Annotated in this window: 11 protein-coding genes; 6 read left to right on the top strand and 5 right to left on the bottom strand. The window is 62.1% G+C overall.

Annotation, left to right across the window (positions count from 1 at the left end; translation table 11 throughout):
* Window positions 1-9 precede the first annotated feature (9 nt).
* Entirely contained in the window at window positions 10-1,263 is a 1,254-nt protein-coding gene (locus RA24_RS02640; protein ID WP_039189582.1) for a sarcosine oxidase subunit beta family protein, read from the bottom strand.
* A gap of 267 nt (window positions 1,264-1,530) precedes the next feature.
* The gene (locus RA24_RS02635) at window positions 1,531-2,961 is read right to left on the bottom strand and encodes a Glu/Leu/Phe/Val family dehydrogenase (protein ID WP_039173379.1); all 1,431 of its coding nucleotides are present in this window, start codon (window positions 2,959-2,961) and stop codon (window positions 1,531-1,533) included.
* Between the two features lie 336 nt (window positions 2,962-3,297).
* On the opposite strand from RA24_RS02635, the gene RA24_RS02630 reads away from it, so the two are divergent.
* Genes RA24_RS02630 through RA24_RS02620 form a run of 3 tightly spaced genes read left to right on the top strand, consistent with a single transcriptional unit; the run spans window position 3,298 to window position 6,065 of the window.
* A complete protein-coding gene (locus RA24_RS02630; RefSeq protein WP_039189577.1) occupies window positions 3,298-4,917 on the top strand; it encodes a TadE/TadG family type IV pilus assembly protein in 1,620 nt (539 codons plus the stop codon).
* Window positions 4,918-4,925: 8 nt separating this feature from the next.
* Window positions 4,926-5,450 (top strand): TadE/TadG family type IV pilus assembly protein, encoded by a 525-nt coding sequence (locus RA24_RS02625; protein WP_446720206.1) that lies wholly within the window; start codon window positions 4,926-4,928, stop codon window positions 5,448-5,450.
* A gap of 3 nt (window positions 5,451-5,453) precedes the next feature.
* Complete coding sequence (locus RA24_RS02620) at window positions 5,454-6,065, top strand: TadE/TadG family type IV pilus assembly protein (RefSeq protein WP_039189571.1); 612 nt, start codon at window positions 5,454-5,456, stop codon at window positions 6,063-6,065.
* Between the two features lie 24 nt (window positions 6,066-6,089).
* On the opposite strand, the gene RA24_RS02615 is transcribed toward RA24_RS02620, so the two are convergent.
* On the bottom strand, window positions 6,090-6,566 hold the full coding sequence (locus tag RA24_RS02615; RefSeq protein ID WP_039189829.1) for a hypothetical protein: 477 nt from the start codon (window positions 6,564-6,566) through the stop codon (window positions 6,090-6,092).
* Between the two features lie 104 nt (window positions 6,567-6,670).
* Window positions 6,671-7,627 (bottom strand): NAD(P)-dependent oxidoreductase, encoded by a 957-nt coding sequence (locus RA24_RS02610; protein WP_039189826.1) that lies wholly within the window; start codon window positions 7,625-7,627, stop codon window positions 6,671-6,673.
* Between the two features lie 121 nt (window positions 7,628-7,748).
* Between RA24_RS02610 and RA24_RS02605 the strand changes: the two genes are divergently transcribed.
* Both RA24_RS02605 and RA24_RS02600 read left to right on the top strand, forming a co-directional pair.
* Window positions 7,749-8,624 carry a LysR family transcriptional regulator gene (locus tag RA24_RS02605; RefSeq protein WP_019294749.1) on the top strand — a complete coding sequence of 292 codons (876 nt, stop codon included), beginning with the start codon at window positions 7,749-7,751 and terminating at the stop codon, window positions 8,622-8,624.
* 53 nt (window positions 8,625-8,677) lie between these two features.
* A complete protein-coding gene (locus RA24_RS02600; protein ID WP_039173373.1) occupies window positions 8,678-9,850 on the top strand; it encodes a 4Fe-4S double cluster binding domain-containing protein in 1,173 nt (390 codons plus the stop codon).
* 71 nt (window positions 9,851-9,921) lie between these two features.
* On the opposite strand, the gene RA24_RS02595 is transcribed toward RA24_RS02600, so the two are convergent.
* The gene (locus RA24_RS02595) at window positions 9,922-11,109 is read right to left on the bottom strand and encodes an adenylate/guanylate cyclase domain-containing protein (protein ID WP_039149975.1); all 1,188 of its coding nucleotides are present in this window, start codon (window positions 11,107-11,109) and stop codon (window positions 9,922-9,924) included.
* A gap of 215 nt (window positions 11,110-11,324) precedes the next feature.
* Here RA24_RS02595 and RA24_RS02590 point away from each other — a divergent pair, with 215 nt between their 5' ends.
* Window positions 11,325-12,236 carry a pirin family protein gene (locus tag RA24_RS02590; protein WP_019294752.1) on the top strand — a complete coding sequence of 304 codons (912 nt, stop codon included), beginning with the start codon at window positions 11,325-11,327 and terminating at the stop codon, window positions 12,234-12,236.
* The last annotated feature ends 115 nt before the right edge of the window (window positions 12,237-12,351 follow it).

Here is a 12,351-nt window from a genome sequence, read left to right as displayed (position 1 = left end):
TCCAAACGCTTAGTGCAGGTTATGCTGCGCACCGGTCCCCTCCTCATCCATCAGGCCAACGCCGCTGCGGAAACGGTCGAGCTTCAGTTTCGTGGCGGCCCCATGCGGGCGGTCCGTGGCGATCAAGTGCGCATAGACGCTGCCCGATCCCGGCGTTGCCTTGAAGCCGCCATAGCACCAGCCGCAGTTCAGGTAGAGGCCATCAATCGGTGAATGGTCGATGATGGGCGAGCCATCTGGCGTCATGTCCATGATGCCGCCCCAGCTGCGCAACAGCCGCGCCTTGCTGAGCGCGGGCACCATCGCCACAAAGCTCTCCATCGTGTGCTCCACCATCGGCAGGTTCCCCCGCGCCGCGTAGGAGCTGTAGAAATCCAGGTAGCTGCCGAACACCATGCCGCCCTTGTCGGACTGGCTGATATAGAGATGCCCCTCTGCGAAGGTGATCACATGGTCCACGATCGGCTTCAGCCCTTCCGAGACAAAGGCCTGCAGCACATGGCTTTCAATCGGCAGCGTCAGCCCTGCCATCGCCGCCACCTGGCCGGACCGGCCAGCCGCCGCCAGCGCGACCTTTTTGGCGCGGATCGGGCCGCGGGCGGTCTGGACACCCGCCACCTTGCCGTTCTCGACGTCGATACCTGTGACTTCGCAATTCTGGATCAGATCCACTCCGCGCATGTCCGCGCCGCGGGCATAACCCCAGGCCACAGCGTCGTGGCGTGCAGTCCCAGCCCGGCGCTGCATCAGCCCGCCCATGATCGGAAAGCGATTGTTCTCGAAATTCAGGAACGGGGCCAGCTCGCGCACCCGCTCGCGGCTCAGGATCTCGGCGTCATCGCCCTGGTTGACGATGGAATTGCCCCGGCGCACCGCAGCGTCGCGCTGGCCGTCGTTGTGGAACAGGTTGATGATGCCGCGCTGGGACATCATCGCGTTATAGTTCAGATCCTGCTCCATGGTTTCCCACAGTTTCAGCGAGTGGGAATAGAACTCGGAATTGCCCGGCAAATAGTAATTCGCCCGCACGATTGTGGTATTGCGACCAACGTTGCCGCCGCCCAGATAGCCCTTCTCCAGCACCGCAACGTTAGTGATGCCGTGTTCCTTGGCGAGGTAATAGGCCGTTGCCAGCCCGTGGCCGCCGCCGCCAATGATCACCACGTCATATTCGGGTTTGGGTTCAGGATCCCGCCAATGGGGCTTCCACCCCTTGTTTCCGGTGAGCCCCTCGCGAAGCACACGCCAGCCCGAAAACCGCATGTCGTCCCTCCCCGTCAAATCACTTCCGCCGCCCGGCAAAATCTGGTCCGGGCCTTGGCCGCATTGCTACCCGCTTTCACGTGCTGCTCCTAGCCCCAAGGCTCAAGTTGCTGCACATCAGCATGGCTTTGCCGCAAAACACACGAACTATTCACTTGTGTCTAGTTCTATTTGCGACGGCAGGTGACGCAATGCGGGTTAGACGCAAAAAAAGGGGCAGAGAGTTTCCTCCCCGCCCCGTTGCTCCTTGCCAGGCCTTGCGCGCGGTCAGAGACCCTTGGCGTGATAGCTCTTGGCAACCTTGTCGATCGACACCAGATAGGCGGCGGTACGCAGATCGGTCACGTCGTCGCGGCTGTGCCAGACTTCGCGCATCGACTGGTAGGCCGCCCGCATGGTGTCATCCAGGCCGGAGCGCACCAGCTCCAGCTCGCCCGCCCCCTTCAGGTACTTGTCCTTGAAGTCCGGCGACATCGACCAGGTATTCCCCATCACGTCATCCAGACGCTGCAGCTCATCGATCACCAGCTGGTGGCGCGCTTCCTCCTGACGGCGCTGCATCCGGCCAAAGCGGATATGGCTGAGGTTCTTGACCCATTCGAAGTAGGACACCGTCACACCGCCCGCGTTGGCATACATGTCCGGAATGATCACGCAGCCCTTCTTGCGCAGAATCTCATCCGCACCGGCGGTCACTGGACCGTTTGCAGCCTCAATGATCAGCGGTGCCTTGACGCGCTCGGCGTTGGAGAGGTTGATCACCCCTTCCAGTGCCGCCGGGATCAGGATATCGCACTCTTCCTCCAGCAGCACGGCGCCGTCTTCGACATACTGCGCGTCCGGGTAACCCGACACACCGCCGTGTTTGACAATCCAGTTGCGCACCGCCTCCACGTCCAGGCCATCAGTGCTGTGCAAGCCACCGTCCCGTTCGATAATGCCGGTAATCAGCGAGCCATCCTCTTCCGACAGGAACTTGGCCGCGTGATAGCCCACGTTGCCGAGGCCCTGAACAATGACCCGCTTGCCATCCAGCTTGCCGGACAATCCTGCTGCGGCCTTGTCTTCCTCATACCGGAAGAACTCGCGCAGGGCGTATTGCACGCCGCGGCCTGTTGCCTCAACCCGGCCGGAAATGCCGCCGGCATTCAGCGGCTTGCCGGTGACGCAAGCCTTGGCGTTGATGTCGGTGGTGTTCATCCGCGCGTACTGGTCTGCGATCCAGGCCATCTCGCGCTCGCCTGTGCCCATGTCAGGCGCGGGCACGTTTTGCGACGGGTTGATCAGGTCGCGCTTGGCCAGCTCATAGGCAAAGCGGCGGGTGATCAGCTCCAGCTCATGTTCTTCATACTCGCGCGGATCAATGCACAAACCGCCCTTCGAGCCCCCGAACGGGGCCTCCACCAGAGCGCATTTATAGGTCATCAGCGCCGCCAGCGCTTCGACCTCGTCCTGGTTCACGCCAGTAGCATAGCGGATCCCGCCCTTCACTGGCTCCATATGCTCCGAATGCACCGACCGGTAGCCAGTGAACGTATGCATGGCGCCGCGCAGGCGCACGCCAAAGCGCACCGTGTAGGTCGCGTTGCAAACCCTGATCTTCTCCTCCAGCCCCGGCGGCAGGTCCATCAGTTTCACTGCCCGGTTAAACATCAGGTCCACGCTCTCGCGGAAGCTCGGCTCTGTGCGGCTGCTCATGAAAAATTTCTCCGTAATCAAACATCGACTCGCTGCCGATGATGGATTCACTCTATGCAGAGTTACTTAAGGAGTGCGACCTTTTTGACCATTTGCGGCCAAAAAGAATCGCTTACCGGCATGTGACGGTCGATTCGCTATTTCTGGGGAGGCGATTGTCTCTCCCTGCGCCACAACCCCGCGGAATCACGCGGGATTGGAATTCCCCACCATTACAATCGAAGGCAATTCGGCAAATTCCCGCCCCAATTCCGCCCACTTTACCAAGCATTAATTAATGGAATTCCGCTGCAGAAGCCGGGCTGGCACGTTCCCCAGCCGGAAGGGGGTATCTAGATGAGTATGCACCATAAGAATTCCACTGCGCTGAGCAATCCGCTCATGCGGCGATGCCTGGGCAAGGTAACGTCCTTCCTGCGGGAAGAGGATGGCGTTCTGGCAAAGCCGATGATCGGCACCTTGATCCTCATGCTCGCCATCGGCGGCATCGGTGTTGATTTGATGCGGATGGAGCGCGACCGCACCACCTTGCAATACACGCTCGACCGGGCAGTCTTGGCGGCTGCCGATCTAGATCAAGTGCTGGAACCGGAAGCTGTCGTGCAGGACTACCTCAGCAAGGCGGGCCTCAGCGACTACTACAGCACACCGACTGTCCAAGAGTCGCTGGGCTACAAAAGTGTTGAAAGCACGGTCAACGCGATGTTCCCGACCCATCTGGCAAAATTCGCTGGTCTCGACGACCTGCCGATTTACGCCAATTCTCGCGCGGAAGAAAGCATCGACGGCGTGGAAATCTCAATGGTTCTGGACGTCTCCGGCTCCATGAGGTCCAACAACCGGCTGACCAACCTCAAAGTCGCGGCGAAGGACTTCGTCGATACGATGGTGGCGAACACAACCGACGGCAAGATGTCGATTTCCATCGTGCCCTACGCGACCCAGGTCTCGGTGCCGGAAGACCTTTATAACCAGTATAACATCTCAACTCCGGGTGACACGATCTACTCCCGTTGCGTCAATTTTGCCGCCTCGGATTTCGAGTCCGCCTCCCTGTCTCAGACAGACGCGCTGGAAGGCACTATGCACTTCACGCCCTGGGACAGCACCAGCCGTGACAACCGGACCTATTACTCCAGCCCCAGGCTGGTGAGCACCCCGGTTTGCGAGGACGATCCCAGCCGGGAAATTTTGCCGTACCAAAAGGATGCCACGGTTCTCAAGAACTACATCGACAGCTTTTGGGGTGGCGGCAACACTTCCATCGACATCGGCATGAAATGGGGCACCACCCTTCTTGACCCCTCTGCCCGGCCAGCCATCAATGCATTGACCGCAGGTTCTGAGGCGTCGGTGCCGGATGACTTTGCAGCACGCCCTTCGGACTATACGGACGCGGATACTGTGAAAGTCATCGTGCTGATGACCGACGGTCAGAACACATCGCAGTACTATGTTGAAAGCGACCACCGCGAAGGCGACTCAAACGTCTGGTATGACGCTTCTTCCGAGCGTTACTCGACCTACAACCCGTCCAGCGGAAAGTACTACTGGCATGATGTGTCATCCTATTGGAAAGACGAACCGTACGGCGACAACCCGCAACGGCTGAGCTATCCTGACCTGTTTGCCTACACATCGCTGAAGTACCTTTATTACAACCTCTACCGCGACTGGATGGGCACCAGTTCTGCCCGCAGCGCCTGGTACTACGGTGTCTACGACTACTATGGCAACTCGACTAAAAATGCGCGCACCCGCAGCATTTGCCAGGCTGCCAAGGATCAGGGGATTATCGTCTACACCATCGGGTTCGAAGCCCCTAGCGACGGTGTCGCGGTACTGCAGGACTGCGCCAGCTCCGACTCCCACTACTTCGATGTGAACGGGCTTGAAATCAGCGACGCATTTGCATCGATCGCTACGTCCATCCGCCAGCTGAGGTTGACCCAATGATTAGACGCATGACACGAAACCTGCGCCACTTCCGGGCGCGTGATGACGGCAATGCCTCGCTGGAATTCGCTCTGGTCATCCCCGCCTTCCTGTTGATCCTGATGACGACAGTTGAACTCGGCCTGATCAACCTGCGCCATTCGCAGCTGGAACGGGCACTTGATCAGACGGTCCGCGACATCCGGCTGACAACGGGCGCAAACCCGCAGCACGACGAAATCCGCGACGAAGTTTGCGAGCGCTCAGGCTTCATCGACGACTGCAGCACTTCGCTGCGCCTGGAGATGGTGCAAGTCGACCCGTTCAACTGGACGCCGATCAGCTCGACCGCGGACTGTGTGAACCGCATTGAGGATGTCCAGCCTGTCCGGAACTTCGTCAATGGCCAGTCGAACGAGCTGATGCTGATCCGCGCCTGCATGAAGTTCGAACCGCTGTTCCCGACCTGGGGTCTGGGCGACAGCGCAGCCAAGGACGAAGACGGCCGGATCGGCCTGACCGCAACATCTGCATTTGTTCAGGAACCGAGGTGATCTATGCTGACTGCTCTTAAACATATCCTGCCCGGGCGTCTGCGCAGCTTTCGGAGCCGCACTGATGGCAACGTTTCGATCGAGTTTGCGCTTTACGCTCCGCTCCTGCTCGCCGTGTTCGCTGCAATCTACACTTTCTTCGACGCCTTCCGCCGCGACAGTGTCAACCTGAAGGCCGCCTACACGATCTCCGACCTGATCTCCCGCGAGACCACGGCGATCAACGACAATTATCTCGACAGCATGTACGAGATGGTCAAACTGCTGATCCGTGAAGACACCCAACTGGGTCTCCGGGTTTCCGTGGTGCATTGGGACGAAGATGACGCCAAATACTACGTCGACTGGTCCGAAGTGCGCGGCACCTCAGATACCAGCTGGACTGATGGCACGATCAATACGGTGTCGGGCCAGTTGCCGGACATGCCGGACCAGGAACGGGTCATCCTGGTCGAAACCTTCAACGAAGTGGAACCGTTCTTTGATGTTGGCCTGCCGACACTCAACCTGGACAACTTCGTCTTCACCCGTCCGCGCTTTGCCCCGCTGGTTCCCTTTGAAGGAAGCGCCACCGGCACCGGCAACCATGACGACGACACTGGAGGCACCGACTAACCCGTCAGACAAACGCCCGCCTGATCACCTCTGGCCGCGCTGCACCAGCATCGCGGCCAGAATTTCCGACATCGCCTTGCCCTGCGAGCCGGGCGTTACCCCGCCGATGCCAATCCGGCGGCCGGACCGCCACCACAACCCGGGCATCCAGGCCCTGCTTCCTTGGGAGCCGGTGCGGATCAGGAACCCGTTGGACGGTTTGAAGGCAAAAAAGCCGCGGTCGATGGTTTCGATATCCGCCACCCGCGCAATCACCTGGCCGTCAGAACAGCGCAGTTCCTCTGCCGTCAGCTCGATCCGGTGCACCGTGGCCTGCCACATCCGCACAGCCAGCCAGAGCGCAGCGGCGCCGACCACCACCAGGAACACCAGCCAGGCCGGCGACGGCGGGGCCGCAAAGGCGACATAGACCAGCAGGCAGCCGGTCAAACCCAGCATCACCGTTCCCATCACACGCCGGCTGGCCGAGGCCTCGATTGTGGCCAGAACTTCCTTGCTCATCCGCTGCTCCCCTATGCTGCTCAGCCGGGCATAGACCGGATCGGCAAAAGAAAACAGCCCCCGGCGCACCGGGGGCTGACTGCAGCCGTGCCGTTTGGGGAAACTTATTCCGCAGCAGCGCGGCGCACGACCACCTCGTAGCCCGGTTCTTCCGGCTCATCGTCGATCAGCTCCTGCGGGAAGCCCGGCGCAGTAATGGACAGGCCGGTGGCTTCCTCCAGCCGCTCAATCATCCGGTCGGACTGCGCCCGCTCGCCATAGCGGCGCTGGCCATCCTTCATCATCTCGATCATCAGGGGCGACAGCTCCAGTGGCACGTTGTGGCGGTCGGCCAGGGTCTGGAACAACCCGATATCCTTCATCACCAGATCCATGGTAAAATTCACATCGCGCGAGCCGGACAGGATCAGCTGGCTTTCGGTCTCATGCGCAAAGGAGGTTCCGGAAGACATCGAGATCGCCTCGAACGTCATGCCCAGATCCATGCCGCAGGCCTTCATCACCGTCAGCGCTTCCATGACGGCCAGAAGGTTCAGGTTGGCCAGGTAGTTGGTCATCACTTTCAGGGTCGAGGAATTGCCGATCTCCCCCACATGCAGAATCCGGCGGCCCATGGTGGTCAGGATCGGCAGGATGCGGTCGAAGGTGGCGCGCTCGCAGCCCGCATAAATCGAGATATTGCCGGTATCGGCCCGGTGGCAGCCGCCGGAGACCGGGCAGTCAACAGCCTCACCGCCGCGCTCGACGATCAGGGCTCCGAGGCGCTTCACCTCTGCCACGTCGGTGGTCGACATTTCCATCCAGATCTTACCGGGGGTCACATGCGGCAGCATTTCGGAGACCACCGCATCCGAGGCCGCCGGGCTGGGCAGACAGGTGATCACCGCATCACAGTCCTGCATCATCTGCGCCGGGCTGCCGCCTGCCTTGGCGCCGCGCGCCACGAATGTGTCAACCAGCGCCGCATCCAGGTCATGCACTGCCACATCCAGCCCGTTGCGCACCAGGCTGCCTGCCAGTTTGCCGCCAACATTGCCGAGGCCGATGAAGCCGATCTTCATATCCGTTTTCATGTCCCGTATCTCCTCCCGGGGTAATCGCTTGCAAAAGGGCTAGCTTGACCTGAGCCAAAACAAAAACGAATAATAACGCGACCTGACCCCAAGAATTTTTGCAACGCTAATGTCTGATCTGCCCAATCTGGTCTGGTTGCGCGCCTTTGAGGCCGCCGCCCGCCTGCAAAGCTTCACTGCCGCGGCGGAAGAACTGGGTCTCACCCAGGCCGCTGTCAGCCACCAGGTCCGCAGCCTGGAGAAAAGCTTTGGCATCACCCTGTTCCTCCGCCGCGCCCGGCATCTGGAACTGACGCAGCTGGGCCATGCCTATTACCCTTCGGTGGCGCAGGCGCTGACCGATATCGCCTATTCCACCCGCGGGCTGCTGGGGCATGCGCAGACCCGGACCGTGACCCTTCGGGCGCCAGTCTCCACCGCGGTCCTGTGGGTGGCGCCGCGGCTGGGAGCCTTCCATGCCGCCCACCCGCATATCCGCATCCGGCTGATCTCTGCAGTCTGGGCAGACAGCACCCAGGATGAGGATGTGGATATCGACCTGCGGCTGGGGCCGTCGGGCTGGTTCGACCGCCGCGCGCATTTGCTCTCCGCCGAAAGCGTCATTCCGGTCGCCCTGCCTCAGCTGGCGGCTGAACTGCACTCGGTTGACCAGCTGTTCGGCCAGACACTGATTCACATCCACGGCTACCAGGATCACTGGCTGCGCCTGTCCGAACAGACGGGTGTTCCGCTCAAGAACCGCTCCGCACCTCTCTATGTCGATACTTCATTGGCGGCGATTGAGATGGCCGCCTCTGGCGCCGGTGTAGCCATGCTGATGCGCCGCTACGCCGAACTGCCGCTTTCGCTGGGCCGGCTGGCGCCAGTTGCCGGCGCGGAGATCCCGATGGGCCAGGGCCACTACCTGATGCCCGCCGCAGGCGAAGCCCCCAACAGCGCTGAGGCCGCCATGGTGCGCGATTGGGTTGTCTCCTTGTTCAGTTGATCGCCTGCGCCGCGGCCCTTGCCGGAAAGCGGACAGCCCGTTAGCGTCCGCCCATGCCTTGGCCCCAGAACACCCCGCCCCAGCGCGATGGCGACGCAGCCGCAGGAATCGACGTCACCGATGATTTCGAACGGTTCACGCAGCGCAACGACATCTTCACCCGTGCGTTCTGGGATGACCGCGTGAAATCCAAGCACACGGCGAAATTCTTCTCCTCCTACAGGATGGAAGCGGCGCCCCGGCGCGGCGACGGGTTTACACAGCGCGACTTCGCCCTGCGCAACGCGGCGTGGCTGATTTCCGACGTGGTCTCCTCCCGCCGGGCGCCGGATGGCATTCGCGAAGGGTTCCAGGCCGCCATCCGCCCGGACACTCCGGTGGCCAAGGACGCCCTGGAGATCGACGACCCGGCAAAGATGTCCGCCGAGGTGAAGCGCATCGCCAAATTCTTCGGTGCCAACCTCTGCGGTATCACCGATCTGGATGAACGCTGGCTTTACACCACCCGCGTCGATGCCCGCGACATGTCCGAAGCGCCGCATGATCTGCCAGACGGGCTGACCAGCGTGATCGTGCTGGGCCATGAGATGGACAAGGAGCTGGTTGCCACCTACCCCTCGGCGCTGGCAGGCGCTGCGACGGGGCGGGAATACAGCCACGAGGCGTCCATCGTGATGCAGCTTGCCGCCTATATCCGCAACCTGGGCTATGAGGCGGTGCCGTCGATGAACGATACCGGCCTGGTGATCCCCTACGCCGTGAAGGCGGGGCTGGGCGAATACGCCCGCAACCAGATGGTGATCACCCCGGAGTTCGGGCCGCGCCTCAGGTTTTCAAAAATCTTTACCAGCCTGCCGCTGGCGCACGACGCTCCGCAGCCGCTAGGGGTGAGGGCGTTCTGCGATATCTGCACCAAATGCGCCGACGCCTGCCCGGTGAAGGCGCTGCCCTACGGTCCGCCCTCAACGGAAACTGTCAATGTCTCGGCGATTAAGGGGGTCCGGAAATGGACCTCGGATGCCGAGAAATGCTTTTCCTTCTGGGCCAAGATGGCTTCTGACTGCGCCATCTGCATGCGGGTCTGCCCGTTCAACCGCGACTATTCCAAACGGCGCAACCGGCTGTGGCTGAAACTGGCGCTTGGCCCGCTGCGCAAGCTCGCACTGCGGCTGGCAGGGAAACACGGGCAGCGGCGCAAACCGGCGGAGTGGTGGAACGAAGCCTGAAATCATTGCACGGGCCGCGCTGGCCTGCCCGCCCGACAGGCAACGCCCTTTGACGAACTCCCAGACCGCGCTCACTCCAGCGCAACCGCAAACACCTCCTCCGGTGCCTGCAGCCCCTTCAGCCGCTGTTCTCCCAGCGACCGCCCCTCAAGTCCCGCCCGCTCCCGGAACTCGGACGACACCAGCAAACGCTCATCCTTTGCTCCGCACAGCTCAGCCACCCGCGCAGCCAGGTTCACGTCGCGGCCGATCACTGTGTAATCCAGCCGCATCCCCGACCCCACGTTGCCAAATGCCACCTCGCCGAAGTGCAGTGCGGCGCCAACCTCGAACTGCGGCGGGTCAGAACGGGCGGCGACCCGCGCAAGGCCTTCCCGGGCGGCGGCAAGCGCCTGAATACAGGTCTGCGCCCCGTCCTCCCCGGCGCGAAACACCGCCAGGATGCCATCGCCGATCAATTTCAGCACCTCTCCGCCCGCCGCCTCCACCGGCGGCACGATGCAGTCGTAATAGGCATTGAGCAGCCCGGTGGCTTCCTCGGCGCTCATGCTTGCAGTCAGTTCCGTGAACCGGCGCATGTCGGCAAACAGGATGGCAGAGCGAATCCGCATCACCTCGCCCCGGTGCACATCGCCGGACAAGATCCGCCGCTGCGGCTCCTCGCCGACGTAAATCCGCAGCACCTCCTGCATGGCGCGGGCAGTGGCCAGCACTTCCTGGCAAGCTGCCAGCGCCGGAAACACGGCGCGCAGGAACAGCAGGTCATCCTCCGAAAACCCCTGAAGGGATTGGGTCGCAAAGCTGAAAATGCCGGCAGTGCCAATCGCCATGAACACCGGCGCCATGATGTAATGGGTATACCCCTCCGCCTTCAGATCCGGAACGATCCCGTACCTTTCGTCCGGTGTGTCCGGCAGCCAAAGCACAACCCACTCCCCGGTGCTGTGCACATCGGCAGCGGGGGAGCGCGCATAGCCATCGCCGCTGTCCTCATTGAAGGGAAACAGCTCGCTGCGGGTGCCTTTGCCATGCTCCCAGAACCGTGCGCTTGCCACCGCCTCGGCATGCAGCAGCTGGACGATGGAGGCCGCCCGCTGCAGCGGAAGGCCTGCGGCACGGATCAGGCTGCACATCTGTGCCAGCACCTGATCGGGGTCCGCAGCCGACCGTCCCTCGCCCAGCATGTAATTGATCAGGCGCAGCGCAGCGTCGCGCCGGTCCGGCCGCAAGCCCAGAATGAGATCCGTGGCATCTGTCATGCCGCAAGGCTATCTTGCCGGCCCGGCATCCAGCAACAGGGAAGCTCCCGCCCGTCCTTGGCGCCTGCGGCACCTGCGTCCCGTTGGGCCGGGCAGCCCTGCGGGCTGCTGACCGCTCTGTTCACCTGCGCACAAAGCGCGTGAGTTGCGGCCCGTTTCCGCAGGGCTGCACACACCCTATCTTAGCGGCACACACCGTTCACAGGAGACAGGAAATGTCCCTCAGACCCATTCTCGAAACCCGCGCCGCGCAGCCCCATACCGAGGGCGCGGGCGTCAAACTGCACCGCGCCTTCGGCTTTCAGGACCCGTCGGAACTGGACCCGTTCCTGCTGTTTGACGATTTCCGCAATGAAAACCCGGAGGACTATCTGCGCGGCTTTCCCTGGCATCCGCACCGCGGCATCGAGACCATCACCTATGTGCTGGCAGGCACGGTGGATCACGGCGACTCTCTGGGCAACGAGGGCACCCTTGGTGCCGGCGACGTGCAATGGATGACCGCAGGCTCGGGCATCCTGCATCAGGAGATGCCCGCGGGCAATGCCAAGGGCCAGATGCACGGCTTCCAGCTGTGGGGCAACTTGCCCGCCAGCCAGAAGATGACCGCGCCGCGCTACCAGGACATCAAGGGCACTGAAATCCCCGAGATCACCGACGATGACGGCACCCGGGTGAAAGTGATTGCCGGCGACTTCTGGGGCAAGCGCGGGCTGGTCGATGGAATCGCCGCCGACCCGCAGTATCTGGACGTCTTCATCCCGGCAGGCGTGAAAAAGACCCTCCCGATCGACACCTACCGCCGGGCCTTTGCCTATGTCTTCGAAGGTGAAGCTGCCTTTGCAGATGCCTCCGCACCCCAGGGCGTGCTGCTGGAGAAGGAAGTCGCAGGCCAGGAGGTCAACATTCGCGACCTGTCCGGCGACCGCACCCTGATCCGTTTCGGCACCGGCGATGAAATCACCGTGCAGGCAGGCCCCGAAGGCGTGCGCTTCCTGCTGATCTCCGGCGCGCCGATCAATGAGCCGGTGGCCTGGCACGGACCGATCGTGATGAACACCCAGGCCGAACTGCACCAGGCCTTCCGTGACCTGCGCAACGGCACATTCATCAAGCCCGCGCACTGAACGGGAAAACCGGTGCCCACTTTTCCCTGTGCACGGCGCAACATGCCCGCGCACTGAGCGCATCGGCACGCCAAACGATCTCCTGATGTGCTATACTCCCCCCGTCCAAAGACCG

Source organism: Leisingera sp. ANG-M6 (genome assembly GCF_000813905.1).
Lineage (GTDB): Bacteria > Pseudomonadota > Alphaproteobacteria > Rhodobacterales > Rhodobacteraceae > Leisingera.
Note: the sequence above shows the minus strand (reverse complement) of the source record. Positions and strands in the feature narration are given on the sequence as shown.

Bases quoted from the DNA above. Each gene is read 5' to 3' on its own strand.
- RA24_RS02625 (WP_446720206.1), top strand. From the start codon at position 4,926: ATGACACGAAACCTGCGCCACTTCCGGGCGCGTGATGACGGCAATGCC.
- RA24_RS02630 (WP_039189577.1), top strand. From the start codon at position 3,298: ATGAGTATGCACCATAAGAATTCCACTGCGCTGAGCAATCCGCTCATG.
- RA24_RS02595 (WP_039149975.1), bottom strand. From the start codon at position 11,109: ATGACAGATGCCACGGATCTCATTCTGGGCTTGCGGCCGGACCGGCGC.
- RA24_RS02590 (WP_019294752.1), top strand. From the start codon at position 11,325: ATGTCCCTCAGACCCATTCTCGAAACCCGCGCCGCGCAGCCCCATACC.
- RA24_RS02605 (WP_019294749.1), top strand. From the start codon at position 7,749: ATGTCTGATCTGCCCAATCTGGTCTGGTTGCGCGCCTTTGAGGCCGCC.
- RA24_RS02600 (WP_039173373.1), top strand. From the start codon at position 8,678: ATGCCTTGGCCCCAGAACACCCCGCCCCAGCGCGATGGCGACGCAGCC.
- RA24_RS02620 (WP_039189571.1), top strand. From the start codon at position 5,454: ATGCTGACTGCTCTTAAACATATCCTGCCCGGGCGTCTGCGCAGCTTT.
- RA24_RS02610 (WP_039189826.1), bottom strand. From the start codon at position 7,627: ATGAAGATCGGCTTCATCGGCCTCGGCAATGTTGGCGGCAAACTGGCA.
- RA24_RS02615 (WP_039189829.1), bottom strand. From the start codon at position 6,566: ATGAGCAAGGAAGTTCTGGCCACAATCGAGGCCTCGGCCAGCCGGCGT.
- RA24_RS02640 (WP_039189582.1), bottom strand. From the start codon at position 1,263: ATGCGGTTTTCGGGCTGGCGTGTGCTTCGCGAGGGGCTCACCGGAAAC.
- RA24_RS02635 (WP_039173379.1), bottom strand. From the start codon at position 2,961: ATGAGCAGCCGCACAGAGCCGAGCTTCCGCGAGAGCGTGGACCTGATG.